17 protein-coding genes are annotated in these 16,932 nt (G+C 66.5%); 11 read left to right on the top strand and 6 right to left on the bottom strand.

What is annotated here, in order from left to right; translation table 11 throughout:
• Positions 1-4 precede the first annotated feature (4 nt).
• From AC1DYM_RS11845 to AC1DYM_RS11820, 6 genes are all read right to left on the bottom strand, one after another.
• Positions 5-541 carry a DUF2878 domain-containing protein gene (locus tag AC1DYM_RS11845; RefSeq protein WP_477338486.1) on the bottom strand — a complete coding sequence of 179 codons (537 nt, stop codon included), beginning with the start codon at positions 539-541 and terminating at the stop codon, positions 5-7.
• Positions 538-1,791, bottom strand: coding sequence for a class I SAM-dependent methyltransferase (locus AC1DYM_RS11840; RefSeq protein WP_477338484.1), 1,254 nt, complete (start codon positions 1,789-1,791; stop codon positions 538-540). Before AC1DYM_RS11840 ends, AC1DYM_RS11845 begins: the two co-directional genes overlap by 4 nt.
• The gene (locus AC1DYM_RS11835) at positions 1,788-2,552 is read right to left on the bottom strand and encodes a DUF1365 domain-containing protein (protein ID WP_477338482.1); all 765 of its coding nucleotides are present in this window, start codon (positions 2,550-2,552) and stop codon (positions 1,788-1,790) included. Before AC1DYM_RS11835 ends, AC1DYM_RS11840 begins: the two co-directional genes overlap by 4 nt.
• A complete protein-coding gene (locus AC1DYM_RS11830; RefSeq protein ID WP_477338480.1) occupies positions 2,549-3,814 on the bottom strand; it encodes an NAD(P)/FAD-dependent oxidoreductase in 1,266 nt (421 codons plus the stop codon). The genes AC1DYM_RS11835 and AC1DYM_RS11830 overlap by 4 nt, the downstream gene beginning before the upstream one ends.
• A 2-nt stretch (positions 3,815-3,816) precedes the next feature.
• Positions 3,817-4,776: an acyl-CoA desaturase gene (locus tag AC1DYM_RS11825; RefSeq protein WP_477338478.1), complete on the bottom strand. Its 960-nt coding sequence runs from the start codon at positions 4,774-4,776 to the stop codon at positions 3,817-3,819.
• Positions 4,777-4,841: 65 nt separating this feature from the next.
• Positions 4,842-5,600: a hypothetical protein gene (locus AC1DYM_RS11820; RefSeq protein WP_477338476.1), complete on the bottom strand. Its 759-nt coding sequence runs from the start codon at positions 5,598-5,600 to the stop codon at positions 4,842-4,844.
• Positions 5,601-5,742: 142 nt separating this feature from the next.
• Between AC1DYM_RS11820 and AC1DYM_RS11815 the strand changes: the two genes are divergently transcribed.
• The 11 genes from AC1DYM_RS11815 (at position 5,743) to AC1DYM_RS11765 (ending at position 16,905) form a co-directional block, all read left to right on the top strand.
• A complete protein-coding gene (locus AC1DYM_RS11815) occupies positions 5,743-6,300 on the top strand; it encodes a sigma-70 family RNA polymerase sigma factor (protein ID WP_477338474.1) in 558 nt (185 codons plus the stop codon).
• A complete protein-coding gene (locus AC1DYM_RS11810; RefSeq protein ID WP_477338472.1) occupies positions 6,297-7,031 on the top strand; it encodes an anti-sigma factor in 735 nt (244 codons plus the stop codon). Before AC1DYM_RS11815 ends, AC1DYM_RS11810 begins: the two co-directional genes overlap by 4 nt.
• Positions 7,032-7,184: 153 nt before the next feature.
• Positions 7,185-7,760, top strand: coding sequence for a TetR/AcrR family transcriptional regulator (locus tag AC1DYM_RS11805; protein WP_477338470.1), 576 nt, complete (start codon positions 7,185-7,187; stop codon positions 7,758-7,760).
• 64 nt (positions 7,761-7,824) lie between these two features.
• Positions 7,825-8,685 carry an SDR family NAD(P)-dependent oxidoreductase gene (locus AC1DYM_RS11800; RefSeq protein WP_477338468.1) on the top strand — a complete coding sequence of 287 codons (861 nt, stop codon included), beginning with the start codon at positions 7,825-7,827 and terminating at the stop codon, positions 8,683-8,685.
• Between the two features lie 10 nt (positions 8,686-8,695).
• Positions 8,696-9,370, top strand: coding sequence for an NAD(P)H-binding protein (locus tag AC1DYM_RS11795; RefSeq protein ID WP_477338466.1), 675 nt, complete (start codon positions 8,696-8,698; stop codon positions 9,368-9,370).
• 108 nt (positions 9,371-9,478) lie between these two features.
• A complete protein-coding gene (locus tag AC1DYM_RS11790) occupies positions 9,479-10,993 on the top strand; it encodes a GGDEF domain-containing protein (RefSeq protein WP_477338464.1) in 1,515 nt (504 codons plus the stop codon).
• A gap of 56 nt (positions 10,994-11,049) precedes the next feature.
• Positions 11,050-12,870: a vWA domain-containing protein gene (locus AC1DYM_RS11785; protein WP_477338462.1), complete on the top strand. Its 1,821-nt coding sequence runs from the start codon at positions 11,050-11,052 to the stop codon at positions 12,868-12,870.
• 164 nt (positions 12,871-13,034) lie between these two features.
• Positions 13,035-13,589 (top strand): RNA polymerase sigma factor, encoded by a 555-nt coding sequence (locus tag AC1DYM_RS11780; RefSeq protein ID WP_477338460.1) that lies wholly within the window; start codon positions 13,035-13,037, stop codon positions 13,587-13,589.
• Between the two features lies 1 nt (position 13,590).
• Positions 13,591-14,493, top strand: a complete 903-nt coding sequence (locus AC1DYM_RS11775; protein WP_477338458.1) for a hypothetical protein — start codon at positions 13,591-13,593, stop codon at positions 14,491-14,493.
• On the top strand, positions 14,490-15,086 hold the full coding sequence (locus AC1DYM_RS11770) for an IMPACT family protein (RefSeq protein WP_477338456.1): 597 nt from the start codon (positions 14,490-14,492) through the stop codon (positions 15,084-15,086). Before AC1DYM_RS11775 ends, AC1DYM_RS11770 begins: the two co-directional genes overlap by 4 nt.
• A 55-nt stretch (positions 15,087-15,141) precedes the next feature.
• Positions 15,142-16,905: an ABC transporter transmembrane domain-containing protein gene (locus AC1DYM_RS11765; RefSeq protein WP_477338454.1), complete on the top strand. Its 1,764-nt coding sequence runs from the start codon at positions 15,142-15,144 to the stop codon at positions 16,903-16,905.
• The last annotated feature ends 27 nt before the right edge of the window (positions 16,906-16,932 follow it).

The raw sequence follows: 16,932 nt of genomic DNA, 5'->3' as shown, positions 1-16,932 counted from the left end.
GTGCTCATGCAGGTGTCCTCGCGAGCGACCATCGGTGATTCAGTGCCGCGAGCAGCGGCATCGCCACGGCCCAGCCCACGCCGAGTACGGCGAGGGCGCGCCACGCCGGCGCGTGGAACGTCAGCGCATCCCAGCCGCGTGCGGCACCCGCATAAGCCAGGGGTCCACCGATGCCGCCGAGCACCACGGCAAGCAGCGGGCGCGTACCCAGGGCGCGCAACGGGCCACTCAGCGTTAACGAAAAACAGGCCCAGAGGCCGAGAATCCACACGGGCGCGCCACCGACGGGTACCGCGGGCGAGGCAGCGGCGTAGTCGGCCAGATGCAGGCTGCGTACAAGACCGTCGATGACGACGCCGCAGACCAGGGCGATGGCGAGCACCCAGGAGGCGCTGCGACGTTGCGTGGTCACGCCGAGCTGCCAGACGACGAAGGCGAGCGCCGCGAGCACTCCTGGCCAGGGCTGGCCGCGCCCGGCGAAGATGACCGCGACGAACCAGACCGCCTGGTAGCCGATCAGACTGGTCCAGGTAGCGATCATCCCGGCACGCTCCCGTGCAACGGCTTTTCCATCAGCAGATGCGACACCCCGATGGAGCGTTCACGGAAACCACCCTCGCAATAGGCCAGATAGAACTCCCACGAACGGATGAAGCGTTCGTCGAAGCCCTGCCCGCGCACCTGGCCGAGACTGCCGAGGAACCGCTCGCGCCACGCCTCGAGCGTCCGCGCGTAGGAGATGCCGAAGTCCTCCAGGCGCACCAGCGCCAGATCCGTGACACGCGTTTTGGCCGCCAGCATCGCCTGGATCGACGGGATGAAACTGCCTGGAAACACGTGACGCTTGATGAAATCGACCGAGGCCAGCGCCTGCGCGTAGCGGTGGTCTTCGATCGTGATCGCCTGCACGAGCGCACGGCCGCCCGGACGAAGCAGACTGCCGAGTGTGGCGAAATAGGTATCGAGGTAAGGCGCACCGATCGCCTCGATCATCTCGATCGACACCAGCTTGTCGTAGGTGCCAACCAGGTCCCGGTAGTCTTCCAGAAGCAGGGTCACGCGGTCGTCCAGGCCGGCCTCCTCGACGCGTTGCGCGGCTAGCGCGTGCTGCTCGCGCGAGATCGTCGTGGTGGTGACGTGGCAACCGTAATGCCGGGCGGCATGCACTGCGAACCCCCCCCAACCCGTACCGATCTCGATGACCCGGTCGCCCGGCTTCAGGTCCAGCCATTGGCAGACACGGTCGAGCTTGCGCGTCGAAGCGAGTGCGAGGGTGTCGTCCTCACCGTCCCACAGCGCGGACGAATACATCAGGTCCGGCGAGAGGAAGAGGCCGAAGAAATCGTTGCCGAGATCGTAGTGCGCGGCGATGTTGCGGCGACTGCCTTCGCGCGTATTCCGGCGCAGGGCATGCCACCCCTTCATCGCCAGGCCACCCAGACGCGCGAGCCCGGACTCCATGCCATCGAGAAGATCGCGGTTGCGCACGAGCAAGCGGATGAGACCGACGAGATCGTCGCAACGCCACAGGCCGTCCATGAAGGCCTCACCGGCACCGACACTGCCATTGGCGGCAACGGCCCGATAAAAAGCCAGGTCATCGACCTGCACGTGCACGACCAGCTCCGGGTGAGTGTCTGGGCCCTGCCCCAACTCCACACGCCCCAAAGGATCGTCGATGATCAGTCGCCCATGGCGCATGCCCTGCATCCGCGCCAGCAGCATGCGGCGCAAAACGTGCCGCCCTCGCACGGCCGGCACGGCGTCTCCGTTCCTGATGATGGCGTTCATGGCGTTCTCACCGGATGATCGTGAATGGGATTGCGTTTGATCCATAGGCGCAGCGCTTCAAAATGGATGGCACCGACGACCTTCGCCGTCATCAGCGGATATCGCCAGAGCACACGTGCCAGTGAAGCGCCAGTGAGCTCGCGGCGGCGCAGCGACAGATGCGCGTCGAACTCGCGAACGCCGTCACGCAATACGTCCATATGCACGCGAAGGCGCTCGCCCGGGCGCGTGAAACGCCAGCGGTACTCGCGTTCCATCGGCATGAACGGCGAGACATGGAAGGCCTTGGGGAAGGTCTGGTCGACGACGTGCCCGTCCGCGTCTCCCTGCACTCCAAGCACGTAGCTATGCCGTTCGCGCCACGGTGTGTTGGTGATCTCGGCGACGACACAATCGAGCGTCGTGCCGTCGGCCTGGTAGCAGTAATAGAACGTCACCGGGTTGAAGACGATGCCCGCGTAGCGCGCATGAGTCAGTACGCGCACCGGACCCGCCGGGCGATAACCCAGCGACGCGCCTGCACGATCACGCACCGCATCCGCCAACGAATGTTCGGGCGGACCGAGGTAATCCGAGCGCCGAAACTCGGCCAGGTTGCGCCCCGTCGCCGACCACAGCCAGCGGTCGGCGAACACCCGGTCGAGTTCGTCCAGATCGAGATAGAGCTGGGCCATGCGATAGCGGAACGCATGATCGTGCGGCGCGTGACGGTGGTGTGTCACGACGCCTTCGTAGACCGCGCTGGCGAAGCGTTCGCTCATGCGACCGCCCTGCCCCGCAGGGCCAACCCGCGCTCGAAGTCGCGCGCGAGTTCCACGGCGCTGCGCATGCCGTCCTCATGGAAGCCCCAGCCCCAGTACGCACCGGCAAACCATGCACGGCGCCGTCCCTGGATCTCGATCTTGCGCATCTGCGCGGCGACCGAGGCATGCGTGTAGACCGGGTGCTGGTAGCTCATGCGCCGAAGGATGCGCCGAGGATCGATGGCGTTGGTGCGATTGAGCGTGACCACGAACGGCTCCGGCGACTCGAAGCCCTGCAGCAGGTTCATGCAATAGCTGACCGTGCACGCGTCACCCGGATCGGCGGGAATGAAGGCATTCCAGGCTGCCCACGCCTTGCGTGACCGCGGCAGCAGCGACGCATCCGTATGCAGGACAGTATCGTTCGCCTGATAGGTCATCGCACCGAGGATCGAGCGTTCGGCCCCGTCGGCGTCGGCCAGCAAGGCCAGCGCCTGGTCGCTATGACAGGCAAGCACCACCTCATCGAAACCGTACGTGCCGGCATGCGTGACCAGGTCGACGCCGTCGTCGTGACGGCGCACCGTGACGACCGGCGTATTCAGACGTTCGGTCACCGACCAGCGGGCGCGCATCGCATCCACGTAGCGTCGCGACCCGCCGCTCACCACGCGCCATTCCGGTCGCCCGGAGAGACTCAGCATCTGATGGTTGGCCATGAACTGCACGAGGTAACGGGCGGGAAAACCGAGTACCGCTGCCGAGGGCGACGACCAGAGCGCCGAGGCCATCGGCACGAGATGCTCGTCGCGAAACGCGACACCGTAGCCCCCACGCTCCAGGTACTCGCCCAGGGTCGGGCCGTCGCCGGCGTCGTCGAGCAGGCGCGGCGCGTCGCGGTAGAAACGCATGAGGTCGCGAATCATGCCGAGGAAGCGCGGAGACACGAGGTTGCGGCGCTGGCAGAACAGGGTATCGAGGTTGGCCGCGTTGTACTCCAGGCCGCTGGCCTGATTACGCACCGAGAAGCTCATCGTGGTCGGCTGCGTCGCGACGCCGAGTTCATCGAACAACGTGGACAGCAACGGGTAATGGGCCCGGTTGTGCACGATGAAACCCGTGTCGACCGTGTAGTTGCCGTCGCCCATCGCGATATCGTGCGTATGCGTGTGGCCACCCAGGTAGTCGTTGGCTTCGAACAGGGTCACCGCATACCTGCGCGACAGTAGCCATGCCGAAGCCAGCCCTGCGATGCCCGAACCGATGACGGCGATGCGCATGTTCAGCCCTTCGCCTTCGCCGCGACCCAGGCCGGAATCGGCTTGAGGTCGTGTACCAGACCGAGCCACGCCATCGCACGGAGGCCGTAGTAGGTCAGGTCGATTTCCCACCAGCGGAAACCTTGGCGCACCGTGCCCGGAAAGAAATGGTGGTTGTTGTGCCAGCCCTCACCAAACGTCAGCAGCGCGAGCCAGATATTGTTGCGGCTGTCATCGGCCGTATCGAAACGGCGACGACCGAAACGATGCGCCAGCGAGTTGATCGTCACGGTGGCGTGGAACAGCACGGTCGTGGATACGAAGAATCCCCAGACCAGCATCTGCCAGCCGGTCGTACCCAGGCCCGGCGCCGCGTGCTCGAGCACCTTGCCGACGCCGAACAACGCGACGGCGAGCAGGACCGGGATGGCCGTATCGAAGCGATCCAGCCAGCGAAGTTCGGGGTACTTCGCAAGGTCGGGCACACGCGCGATCTCGGTGCGAAACCCGTTCGGCGTGAGGAACCAGCCGACATGACTCCACAGGAAACCGTGGACGGACGGCGAATGCGGGTCCAGCGGCGTGTCGGTATGACGATGGTGATGGCGATGATGCGCGGCCCACCACAGCGGGCCACGTTGTACGCAGCTCGCACCGATCAGAGCGAAGATGAACTGCACCGGACGCGAGGTACGGAACGTGCGATGCGAGAAGTAGCGGTGATAGAACGCCGTGAGGGCAAACATCCGTATCGCATACAGGGCCACGGCGACCCACAGGGCCACCGGCGAGACACCCGTCCAGATCGCGCCGAAGCAGGCCAGGTGCATCACCACGAAGGGCGAGGCGCGGAGCCAGTCGATGCGATCGCCCCGCGCCGCGTCGCCCGGCGCGGCGGTGGATGTATCGAACCACCGGCGCAAGGTGCCGACGCGAAGGGCCACCGGCGGTGACTCAGGGGTGGCGTTGGGGTGGACGTTCATGCGGACTCCCGTGGCGTTCCCTTACCTATACGGGCCGTTGCGGGTCACGGATGCACGAACATGGCCTAGATGCTGCAGCGACCGTCGAGTTTTACGGCCAGTGCCTGCTCCACGGCCGCGTCCGCGAGGTTGCCTTCACGCTTGGCCGGTGGGAACTCGATGCGTACCTGGCGCAGCTTCCCGTTCTCACCCCGGATCGAGCCCATGCCCTCGAAACGGCGCAAAAGGCGGTCGGCCGTGGTGTAACTGAGCACGACCGTCGGTGCGGCGAAGGCGTACCAGGCGTCGAGCTTCATCGTCATGCGCCGTACCCCGTCGCTGGTTTCCCCATCGATCAGGCGCACGTTGTAGAAGGCGAAGCGGCCGGGCAACAGGAAGGGAATGCCGTCGCCGCGCTTGCCGACGCTGTCCCAATGGGTTCGCACGTAAACGTCGAAGCCGGCATCGATCACGCCGTCCTTTTTGTCTGGCAAAGGCTTGGCGACTTCGCTCGCCGCGCCGCGCTTGGCGTACACGCTGCGGGTGCCACCGCTCGAACGCACGCCCTCCGCATCGCCGTTACGCGCGTCAACGAAGCTGAAATCCGGGCCGATGACCGTGTTTCCGCCTTCCAGGACCTTCCGCGCGAAGGCCTTGCCGTCGGGACACTGGTACTGCACCACCTGGCGCCCGGCGCCGACCGTATGGACCTCCCGATAAAGCAGCTGCCCGTTGTCGGGCGCATACGCGTCGCCGACGAAGCGCTCCGTGGCGGCCGCGGTGGCGCTGGCCAGGCAGGCGGCAGCGGCGAAGGGGACGATCGGGGCGGATGAAAGAAGCCTCACGGATTAAGTCGTCCTCGGAAGGGATGGCGACAGTGGATACGAGCCCGCGTGAAGAGCGGATGCGGATCGCGACGTATCGACCGTGGTCATGTTATAGATCGCCCCGCCCCGATCCACCGACCGACCGCATAAGGACCCACGCATGCCAGCCACCAGCCCCGCCGACCGCGATGAGCTGAATCGACTGTTGCAACGTACGGCGGACGAAGACCAGCGCGCCTTCGAAGAGCTGTACCGGCGCACGTCGTCGCGCTTGTTCGGCGTCTGCCTGCGGCTGATGGGCGATCGCGACGAAGCCGAGGAGGTGCTCCAGGAGGCCTTTGTCACCGTCTGGAAGCGTGCGCGGAGTTTCGACGCGAAGCTGTCCAGTGCGATCACCTGGCTGGTGACGGTCGCCCGGAACAAGGCCATCGACCGCCTGCGTCAGCGCCCCGACCTGCGTCCGGTCGAGGTGGACTGGGAGACCCTCGTCGACGAGGGCCCGGGCCCCGCGCACGGCGCCGAGAGCGACGAGGAATACCGCAACCTGCAGGCCTGCCTGGCGGAACTGGAGATGCAGCAGCGGCGCTCGATCCGTGAAGCCTTTTTCGGCGGCGCTACGTATAACGAGTTGGCGGAACGTGCAAAGGTGCCCCTGGGCACCATGAAAAGCTGGATTCGTCGTGGTCTCCTGCAACTCAGGGCATGCCTCAATCCATGAACAGCAGCTTCGAATCCGACAAGGACAACCTGCGCTACGCCGAGTACGCACTCGGCCTGCTCGACGCCGATGCGCGAGCCGCCGTGGCACGGGAGGTCCAGAGCAATCCCGAGGCCGCCGCGGCGGTGGCGCTGTGGCAGCGACACTTCACACCCCTGGCCATGGAAGTCACCGACGTGGCGCCACCCGCCCATGTCTGGGCGGGCATTCGTCGGCGTCTCGCTTTCGATAAGGCAGCGCCGGTCGGCGGGCCCTCGCGCCCGCGCGCCAGCGCCTGGGACAGCCTGGGACTGTGGCGTTGGATCGGCGTCGGTGCCACGGCGGTCGCGGCGTGCCTGCTCGTGGTCACACTGAACCGGCCGGTCGCGCCGTCCGTCGCCGTCCACCCCTCGGTCCTCATGGTCTCGACGATCGCCGGCGACAACGGCGTCGCCGGCTGGACCGCCACCATGGACATCGACCGCTCCGAACTCCTCGTCGTACCGGCGAGCCCTGCGGCCGTCGCCGCGGACCGCAACACCGAACTGTGGCTGATCCCGTCCGGTGGCGCACCGATCTCGGTCGGCGTCTTCCCGCCTGGCGATCCCAAACGCTTCCACCTGGACAAGGCCCTGCTCGACCGCCTTGGTCCGACGGCCGCCCTCGCTGTCTCGCTGGAGCCGGTCGGTGGGTCGCCGACCGGCCAGCCCACCGGGCCGGTCATTGCCAAGGGCGCTATTCGGGCTGCCTGATAAGAGCATCGCCGCTGAAGCGGCTCCCACAGGGGCGCGAGGTCCTTCATGGGAGGCGGCTTTGTGTAGGAGCCGATTCATCGGCGAAAGGGTGCTTGCATTACGCCCTCCAACCTCCATAATGAGCAAGCACTCACTTATTATCGCCCCGTCATGGCCCGCCTCAAAAGCGAAGAAAAACGCAGCGCCATCCTCGCCGCCGCCGCCCAGGGCGTAGCGGAGCGCGGTGTCGGCGCGCCGACGTCGCTGATCGCGAAACTGGCAGGCGTGGCCGAGGGATCGATCTTCACCTACTTCGCCGACAAGGACTTGCTGCTCAACGCGCTCTATCTGGACGCGAAAAGCAGCCTGCGCGAAACGATGTACGAGGGGTATCCCTCCCGCGCGCCCATCGAAGAACGCTTCGAGCACGTCTGGAACCGCTACCTCGACTGGGGCATGGCCGAACCCGCCCTGCGCATCGCCATGGCCCAACTCACCGTGTCGGAGCGGATCACGGCGGCAACGCGTGTGGAAGGCGAACGGGTGTTCGGTGACATCGCCGGCCTCTTTGACGAAGGCATGGCATCGGGCGCCCTCCGCCAGGGGCAACCGATCGGCTTCATGGCGGGAATCATCACGGCCGTGGCCGAAACCACCATGCATTTCATGGCGCAAAACCCGGCCCAGGCCGCCGACTATCGACATGCCGGCTTCGAAGCCATCTGGCGCGCGATCGGCTCGGGCTGATACGCGCCTTTTATTCATTCAATTAATCGAGTGCGTACTCACTCACTATTAAGAGGTACTCCCCATGTCACAGGTCTGGCTCATTTCCGGAAGCGGCGCCGGTCTCGGTCGCGATATCGCCGAAGCCGCGCTCACGGCAGGTCATCGCGTTGTCGCCACCGCGCGACGCGTCGAAACGCTCGAGGCGCTTCGCGCCCGCTTCCCCGATACCCTCAAAGTCACCTCGCTCGACGTGACCGACGAAGCCGCGTGCATCGACGCCGTGCGCTTCACACTGGACGCCTTCGGCCAGCTGGATGTGCTGGTCAACAACGCTGGCTACGGGCAGCTCGTGCCCTTCGAGCAGATGTCATCGGCCGACTATCGCGCGCAGATCGAAACCAACCTGTTCGGCGTAGTGAACCTCACCCGCGCCGCGGTCCGTCCGATGCGCGAGCGTCGCAGCGGCCGCGTCATCAACGTGTCCTCGGTCGGCGGACGCATCGGCACCCCCGGCATGTCGGCCTATCAGGCGGCGAAATGGGCGGTTGGCGGACTCTCCGAGGTCCTCGCCACCGAACTGGGTGCCCTGGGCGTGCATGTCACCGCGATCGAGCCCGGCGGCATGCGTACGGACTGGGCGCGCCGCGCAGGCGCCGATCTTCCGCCTTTCCTGCCGGACTATGAGGGCAGCGTCGGGGCCCTGCGGAACATGCTGTCCGGTTACGCCGGCAACGAAACCGGCGATCCGGTGCGCGTTGCCGAGGTCGTGCTCCGCCTCGCCGCGCATCCGCGTCCGCCCGTGCGACTGCTGCTGGGCAGTGACGCAGCGACTTTCGCAGCCCAGGTCGAGCAGGCACGCCACGAAACCGACCAGCGTTGGGCCGAGGTCAGCCGTTCGACCGACATCGGTGCCGGTGCCATGCCCGCCTTCCCGGCCTACTGAGGACACCGGCATGAGAATCCTGTTATTCGGCGCCACCGGTATGGTCGGCCAGGGCGTATTACGCGAATGCCTGCTCGCACCCGATGTCGACGAGGTCGTCGCCATCGGACGGTCGCCGAGTGGGGCCAGCCACCCCAAGCTGAAGGATTTGGTCCAGGCAGATCTGTTCGATTACCGCGCCATCGAGGACAGGCTTGGCGGTTTCGACGCCTGCTTCTTCTGCATCGGCGTGACCTCGTTTCGCATGGACGAGGCGACCTATACGCATCTGACCTACGACATGACCCTCGCCGCCGCGTCCACGCTCGCCCGGCTCAATCCGGCGATGACCTTCGTCTATGTCTCCGGTGCCGGAGCCGATAGCAGCGAATCCGGCAAAGTCATGTGGGCTCGCATCCGTGGGCGCACGGAAAACACCTTGGCCCGGCTGCCGTTCAAACGCGTCCACGCCATTCGGCCGGGGGCCATCCAGCCCATGAACGGCGCCCGGTCGCGCACGCGCGCCTACCGCGTGCTCTATCCGCTGATGGCGCCGATCCTGCCGATCTTCCGTGCCCTCATGCCCTATACCGTGGCGACAACCGAGACGGTCGGGCGCGCCCTGCTCGCCCTGGCCCGGCACGGCTATGCAAAGACCATCCTGGAAACCCGCGACATCGAGGAGGTGGTTCGGAGCGGGGCGTGACCTTCACATTTATCATTTCGCAAACCGTAAAATTCGGCGGAATGAAACTCAACTTCCTGCTCCGCCCGCCGATATGATCTATGCGTTGCAGGTCGGGGGAGGCACGCCATGAAAGCATTCATCGCCGCGGCCGCCATCGTCGCGGCCCATGCCGCCGCGCTGGCGGTCCTGCCCGACAGTGGCATGGCACTCTCGTACACGTTTTTCTTCTCCGTGGCCGCCCTTGCCATATTCAGTGCATGGCGGGCCTGGATGCGTTCGGGCACGCCGCGTGACCACCGCTGGTGGCTCCTCCTGGCCAGCCTCGGGTTGTGGACGATCGGCATGTCGTTGTCGGCACGACAGAACTACGTGCTCGACAATTCCAACCCGGCGCCCGGCGACAGCATGTTCTTCTACATCCTGTATGTCCTGCCGGTGCTCGTCGCCGTCTCCTCCGCGCCCGTCGCGGCGCGAAAGAAATGGGCCATGGCGATCGACCTGGTCCTGGCTGGCCTGCTCGGCGTGCTGTTCTACATCCGTACCTTTTCCATCGTGACGCTCGAAGGTGCGATAGGCCCGCAGCAGGCAGTCGACGTGGCCTACATGCTCGACTTCGAGAACGTGTGCCTGGCCGTCGCCGCGCTGCTGCGCTTCGTCGCCACCGATCGCGCCGACGATCATGCGTTCTTCCGCGCGGTCATGGCTTTTTTCGTCGTCTACGCGATATCCGGTTACTCGTACAACCACTACGTCGCGCTCAACGGCCATCCCGACTTCGGCACGTCCTCCTGGGACGCCCTGCTCGACCTGCCCTTCCTCGCGCTGTTCATCGTCACCATGACGAGGCAACCGCAACGCCACTGGCATCCGCCGGTGTACCTGATCCGCTTCGTGCAGAGTGCCAGCCCGACCTTCCTCGCCATGAGCGTCCTGGGTTTCGGCCTGATGGTGATCCCGGTCTATCCGTCGCTCGGCATTGGCGGCGCCATCGCCGCCGTGATCGGCATCGGCCTGCGCGGCACGCTGGCGCAGGTCGATCTGGTCGAGGAGGAATTTCGCCTCTCGCGCAGCCGCGACGAATTGCAGGGCCTGGTCTTTACCGACAGCCTGACCGGGCTGGCGAACCGCCGCGCGCTGGATGAACGCCTTCTGCGCGAATGGCACCGTCCCGCCCAGCGCGAGCCGATCGCCCTGCTTATGCTCGACGTCGACTTCTTCAAGGAATACAACGACCGCTACGGCCATCTCGCCGGCGACGATTGCCTGCGCGCACTCGCTTCGGTGCTGTCCGGTCGCGGCCTGCGTGCCGGCGACTTCATCGCCCGCTTCGGCGGCGAGGAGTTCGCGGTGATCGCGCCGGGTACCCGCCTCGCCGACGCGGTAGCCCTGGCCGAAGACCTCCGCGCCCAGGTCGAAGCGCAAGGCATCGTGCACCCGCTGAGCCCGTTCGGCGTGCTGACCATCACGATCGGCGTGGCGACCCTGCTGGCCAATGCCAACGGCGGACCACTGGACCTGCTCAACGCCGCCGATCGGGCGCTCTACCGTGCGAAGAACGCCGGCCGTAATCGCATCGGCGCGCAGGGCGACGCGCGCCTGGAGCCGTCGCGCGTCCTGAGCGGATCGCCGAAGAATATTTAACCCCTTTTCGCCAACACCCACGTTTCATCTGCATGTCCCCCACGAGGTCACGCACGATGAATACGCTACGCATCACCCTGCCCCTGCTTTTTGCCGGCCTCGTCGTCGCGGCGGGTAGCGCCGCCTCCGATGGCTCGTCTCGCCCGCACATCGCCGCCGAGCCAGCGCCCGTCAATGACGCACCCTGCGAACAGGCGGTACGCGGCTACGGGCCCGGTCGTCCGCTGCCGATACCGATGGCCGTGGCGGCGAAATCGAGTTCGCGGGCGGCCGTCGCGCTGGCCACACCGCCGCCTGCCGCTCCGCCTGCGCCCATGCCCATTGCCGAAGCCGATGCTCTCACCAGCGCATCACCGACGGTCGCCGCACCCGTGATGTCCAGGATCCAGCGGTCGCCCGTACCGATGGGCGGCATCATGGGCCCGATGTTGCCCGCGCAGTACGCGACCGATCGCGACAACTACAAGCATCGCAACGCCAACGCCGTACACCTCGCCGCCAGCGACCCGGTCTCCACCTTCAGCATCGACGTGGACACCGGCTCCTATACCAACGTTCGCCACATGCTCAACGAAGGTCGTCTGCCGCCGGCCGATGCCGTGCGAACGGAAGAGTTCATCAACTACTTCGATTACGGTTACGCGCCGCCGACGGATCGCTCGCGCCCCTTCAGCGTAACGACCGAACTGGCGCCTGCACCGTGGAACAGCCAACGGCAGCTGCTGATGGTCGGCATCCAGGGCTACAAGGTACCCGCCAGCGAGATTCCCGCGGCGAACCTGGTCTTCCTCGTCGACGTGTCCGGGTCGATGGATGAACCGGACAAGCTGCCCTTGCTGAAGGCGTCGCTGAAACAGATCGTGCCTAAGCTGCGCGCGCAGGATCGCGTGTCGCTCGTGACTTATGCCGGCGCCACCTGCGTGGCGCTGCCGTCCACGCCAGGCGATCGGCACGCGACGATCACCGCCGCCATCGATGCGCTCGGTGCCGGCGGTTCCACGAATGGCGCAGCGGGCATCGACCTCGCCTATGCGCAAGCGATGAAGGGCTATATCAAGGGCGGCGTGAACCGCGTCATCCTAGCGACCGACGGCGATTTCAATGTCGGCACGACGGGTGTCCAGGCGCTCAAGGATCGCATCGCCGAGAAGCGCAAGAGCGGTGTGGCGCTGACGACGTTCGGATTCGGCGAGGGCAACTACAACGATGAAATGGCCGTGGAACTCGCCGACGTCGGCAATGGTAGCCATCACTACATCGACAGCCTCGACGAGGGACGACGCGTTCTTGTCGACGAGATGTCGGCGACGCTGATGACCATTGCGAAGGACGTGAAGATCCAGGTCGAGTTCAACCCAGGCGTCGTCGCCGAATACCGCCTGATCGGCTACGAAAAGCGCGTGCTTGCCCGCGAGGACTTCAATAACGATGCCGTCGATGCGGGCGAGATCGGTGCCGGCGCGAATGTCACCGCCCTCTACGAGATCACGCTCAAGGGTGCGCCCGGTGCGCGCGTGGATCCCCTGCGCTACGGCAACGCACCCGCCGAGGCAAAGGGCACTGAGCTGGCCTTCCTTCGTCTGCGCTACAAGGCTCCCGAGGGTGGCGCGAGCAAGCTGATCGAGGAACCGCTGTCGGCACGCGTGGCCGCCTCGCCCAGCGAGCGCCTGCGGTTCGCCGCCGCCGCTGCCGCGTTCGCCGAGAACCTGCGAGGCGGGAAATACGCCGACGACTTCGGCTACGACAAAGTCGCGACACTGGCGCAAGGCGCGCTCGGCAAGGACGAGGGTGGTTATCGCGCCGGCATGGCGAGGTTGGCGGCGCTGACCGGCGGCATGCAGACCGGGCAGCCGGTGGCCGGGGCTTTCATTCGCTGAGGCGAGAAGCTGGCTGACTGAGGCGAGCAACCTTTCGCCGATGAATCGGCTCCTACCCGAAAGCGGCGCATTTTCTCATGTAGGAGCCGATTCATCGGCGATCCACCGGAACCACGAACCTGCCCATCGCCGAACCCCACCCGAATGCCTTACCCTCCCCGGCCATGGATGCCCCCCTGGCCGACGATGGCGGACTGATGCTCGCCTGGGCGGGTGGGGACGCGGCTGCCTTCACCGAGCTCTACGCCAGACACAAAGGTCCCCTCTACCGGTTCCTGTTGAAGACGGTAAAGGACCGTGCAGTCGCCGACGAGCTCTTCCAGGAAACCTGGAGTCGTGTGATCGCGGCGCGTCAGCGCTATCGTGTCGAAGCGAAGTTCAGCACCTGGCTGCTGCAGATCGCGCATAACCTGGCGATCGACAGTTTCCGCAAGCAACGCCCGCAGGCCGGTGCGGAGGAAGCCGAAGCGGTGTTTGCGACCCAGGCCGCACCGGAACGCGAACAACCCGAGCACGCGCTGTCGGATTTCGAGTTGCGTCGGCGCATGCAACGCGCCATCGAGAGCCTGCCGGACGAACAGCGCACCGCTTTCGTGTTGCGCATGGAGAACGAACTTTCCCTGGAGGACATCGCCGCCGTCACCGGCGTAGGACGCGAAACCGCGAAATCGCGACTTCGCTACGCCATGGCCCGAATCCGCGAACTCGTTGCCGAATGACATGACCCAGATGACGCCCCCACCCATCGACGACGACCTGCCCGACGAACGCGAGCTCGCGGCGCTGTACGCGCGTTTGCCGAAGACCGAGCCGGATGCGTCGCTCGATGCCGCCGTGCTTGCCGCGGCGGCCCAGGCTGTGCCGGTGAACCGTCGTCCGCGCTGGCCGGTCGCCGTGGCCTCTGCCGCCGTGCTCGTCCTCGCCGTCGGAGTGGCCTGGCAGGTGCGGGAGCTGCCACCGCCTGCGACGTCGACGATCCCGAGGGTCGCTAGGCCGGCTGCGGCGGAAGGCCCAACGACGAATAGCCAGGACGGGCGCGTGGCGGAGAGCATCGCCGCTGAAGCGGCTCCCACAGCAGACCTGAGCAAGCCCCGCGATGCGGGATCCCAGGCATCTCGCGCAGGCGCCGCTTCCGCTCGTGTAGGAGCCGATTCATCTTCCGCTCGTGTGGGAGCCGATTCATCTGCGATGCCCGCGCAGCGGGCTGCGACACATCGCGCCGTCGCTCCCGCCGCGACCCCGAAGGCCATCCGCCTCGACGTGTCCGCACCGCCAGCCGCCGCGCCCGTGGCGGCACCGGCGCCATGGGCTCCAGCGGCTCCGGCCGCACCTCCGGAACCGTACGCGCCACCCGCACCGCCAGCCCCACCCGCACCTGCAGCGGCCAAGGCCGAGGCCGAACCCGAGGCCGCGATCGTGTCGGCCGCACCCGCGCCCGTCTCCTCGGGCATGCTCATGCGCAAGACGGTGCCCACCGTCCTTGGCCCCGACGACCGTGTCGGTGAGATCCGACGCCTGCTCGACCGTGGCGATCGCACGCAGGCGCTGCGTGAACTGCGCGACCTACGTCAGCGCTACCCGCACTACGACCTGCCCCAAGATCTGCGCGACCTGGGGCCTTGAGCGTTCCGCTGGAAACCCTCGCGTCGCCGTGGCGGCACGAGGAAGACATTCGCAAAAGCCGTTTCCTCGCCCAGGCAGCGCCGGTCGGTAGTACGGCGGAGGCGCTCGCCTTCGTCGAGACCGTGGGCGACGCGACCGCCACGCATAACTGCTGGGCCTACCGCATCGGCGACGCCTACCGGTTCAACGACGATGGCGAGCCGGGCGGCACCGCGGGACGCCCGATGTTGCAAGCCATCGATGGCCAGGGCTGCGACCGCGTGGTCGTCGTGGTCACGCGCTGGTACGGCGGTATCAAGCTCGGTGCCGGCGGCCTTGCCCGGGCCTATGGCGGCACCGCGGCAGAATGCCTCAGGCTCGCGCCGCGCGTCGCCATCGTCGCCATCGGTCGGTTATTCATGCACTGCGACTTCGCCGACATCGCGCTGTTCACCGCGCGGATTCGCGAGATGGACGGTACCATCGAGCAGGAAACCTTCGTCGCAGATGGTGCGGAACTGATCGTGCTGGCCCCGCTGGATCGCCTCGACGCCATCGCCGCGCGGCTGGTCGATATGAGCCGGGGGCGCATCCAGCCGCGCCGGATCGATTGAATACTGCACCGGGTGGCCCCATCCGTTGGCAAATGACCAGAGCAATGAGCCGCGCATGACCGTAGAACGCAGGGAGAAGTCACGGAACATCGGCGCATTGCGCAATCTCTGGCCCTTCCTCAGGCCACACAAGAACCTGGCCATCGGTTGGCTGTTCTTCCTCGGTATCTCGTCGGGCTCGTCGCTGCTACTGCCGGTCGCCCTGCGCCACATCATCGACAAGGGCTTCCTCGCCTCGAACCTGGCGACGATCAACGGGACCTTCCTGGCGCTGTTCGGCCTCGCCGTGGTGCTTGCCCTCGCCACTGCCGCTCGCTACTTCTTCATCGCCCTGCTGGGAGAGCGTTCCCTCGCCGCGCTGCGCAGCGCACTATATCGGCACGTCATCCACCTGGATGTCGGCTTCTACGAAAGCACGCGCGTGGGCGAACTCACCTCGCGCCTGGGCACCGACACCGAACTGGTGCAGACCCTGGTCGGCTCCGGCATTTCGGTCGCACTGCGCAGCACCGTGATGCTGATCGGCTCGGCCGCCGCCATGGCCTGGACCAGTCCGCGCCTGGCCGGCCTCACCGCGCTGGTGATTCCCGCCGTCATGCTGCCGATCCTCATCTTCGGCCGCCGTGTCCAGAAGCTGTCCCGTCACAGCCAGGATCGTCTCGCCGATGCCGCTGCCGTCGCCAACGAAACGCTCAACGCCGCGCAGACCGTAAAAGCCTACGCTCGTGAGCCCATCGAGAGCCGCCGCTACGCGAACGCCATCGCCCTGGCACTGGCCACGGCGCGTCGTCGCATCGGCATGCGCTCGATGCTCACCGCCGCGGTGATCGTCCTGATCTTCGGCGCCATCACCCTCGTGCTCTGGGCAGGTGCCCGCGATGTCATCGCCGGCGAGCTCGCACCGGGTGTACTGACCCAGTTCGTCGTCTATGCCATCTTCGCGGCCGGCTCCGTCGCCGGCCTGTCTGAGGTCTGGGGCGATGTGTTGCAGGCCGCGGGTGCGATGGAACGTATCGGCGAACTGTTCGCCGAGAAAGCCACCATCGCCACGCCGGACGCGCCCGATCCGCTGCCGCAGCCGGTGACCGGCGCGCTGCGCTTCGACCAGGTGGAATTCCGCTATCCGTCGCGACCCGACGTCGCCGCGCTGTCCGGCTTCGATCTGGAGATCGCCCCTGGCGAAACCGTCGCCCTCGTCGGCCCATCGGGCGCCGGAAAGAGCACGGTCTTCAGCTTGCTGCTGCGCTTCCACGATCCGGTCGCCGGTTCGATCCGCTTCGATGGTGTCGAACTGCGCGCCCTGGCGCTGCCCGAATTGCGTGGCGCGATCGCCCTCGTGCCGCAGGAAACGGTGATCTTCGGCGGCAGCGCCGCGGACAACATCCGTTTCGGCCGCGAGGATGCCAGCGACGAGGAAGTACGCGAAGCCGCGCGCCTGGCCGAAGCCGACGGCTTCATCCAGGCCCTGCCGGAAGGCTACGACGCCATGCTCGGCGAGCGCGGCGTGCGTCTTTCCGGGGGCCAGAAGCAACGCGTCGCCATCGCCCGCGCCATCCTTCGCGACGCGCCGCTGCTCCTGCTCGACGAGGCCACCTCGGCGCTCGATGCCCAGTCGGAAGCCGCCATCCAGCACGCCCTGGAGCGACTGGAGAAGGGTCGTACCACCCTGGTCATCGCCCATCGCCTGGCCACGGTGCAGCGCGCCGACCGCATCGTCGTCATGGACGGCGGCCGGATCGTCGCCCAGGGCACGCATGAGGCGTTGCTGCGTGAAGGCGGTCTCTACGCCGAACTGGCCAGGCTGCAGTTCGTCGCCTGACCGTTTGTTTTCGCCGCGTTGACGACT

It is taken from the genome of Luteibacter sp. P1_D3, from assembly GCF_056406135.1.
This window is presented reverse-complemented; position numbering and strand designations above follow the sequence as displayed.

Coding starts and splice junctions, on each gene's coding strand:
- AC1DYM_RS11845 (WP_477338486.1), bottom strand. CDS start 541: ATGATCGCTACCTGGACCAGTCTGATCGGCTACCAGGCGGTCTGGTTC.
- AC1DYM_RS11840 (WP_477338484.1), bottom strand. CDS start 1,791: ATGAACGCCATCATCAGGAACGGAGACGCCGTGCCGGCCGTGCGAGGG.
- AC1DYM_RS11835 (WP_477338482.1), bottom strand. CDS start 2,552: ATGAGCGAACGCTTCGCCAGCGCGGTCTACGAAGGCGTCGTGACACAC.
- AC1DYM_RS11830 (WP_477338480.1), bottom strand. CDS start 3,814: ATGCGCATCGCCGTCATCGGTTCGGGCATCGCAGGGCTGGCTTCGGCA.
- AC1DYM_RS11825 (WP_477338478.1), bottom strand. CDS start 4,776: ATGAACGTCCACCCCAACGCCACCCCTGAGTCACCGCCGGTGGCCCTT.
- AC1DYM_RS11815 (WP_477338474.1), top strand. CDS start 5,743: ATGCCAGCCACCAGCCCCGCCGACCGCGATGAGCTGAATCGACTGTTG.
- AC1DYM_RS11810 (WP_477338472.1), top strand. CDS start 6,297: ATGAACAGCAGCTTCGAATCCGACAAGGACAACCTGCGCTACGCCGAG.
- AC1DYM_RS11805 (WP_477338470.1), top strand. CDS start 7,185: ATGGCCCGCCTCAAAAGCGAAGAAAAACGCAGCGCCATCCTCGCCGCC.
- AC1DYM_RS11800 (WP_477338468.1), top strand. CDS start 7,825: ATGTCACAGGTCTGGCTCATTTCCGGAAGCGGCGCCGGTCTCGGTCGC.
- AC1DYM_RS11795 (WP_477338466.1), top strand. CDS start 8,696: ATGAGAATCCTGTTATTCGGCGCCACCGGTATGGTCGGCCAGGGCGTA.
- AC1DYM_RS11790 (WP_477338464.1), top strand. CDS start 9,479: ATGAAAGCATTCATCGCCGCGGCCGCCATCGTCGCGGCCCATGCCGCC.
- AC1DYM_RS11785 (WP_477338462.1), top strand. CDS start 11,050: ATGAATACGCTACGCATCACCCTGCCCCTGCTTTTTGCCGGCCTCGTC.
- AC1DYM_RS11780 (WP_477338460.1), top strand. CDS start 13,035: ATGGATGCCCCCCTGGCCGACGATGGCGGACTGATGCTCGCCTGGGCG.
- AC1DYM_RS11775 (WP_477338458.1), top strand. CDS start 13,591: ATGACCCAGATGACGCCCCCACCCATCGACGACGACCTGCCCGACGAA.
- AC1DYM_RS11765 (WP_477338454.1), top strand. CDS start 15,142: ATGACCGTAGAACGCAGGGAGAAGTCACGGAACATCGGCGCATTGCGC.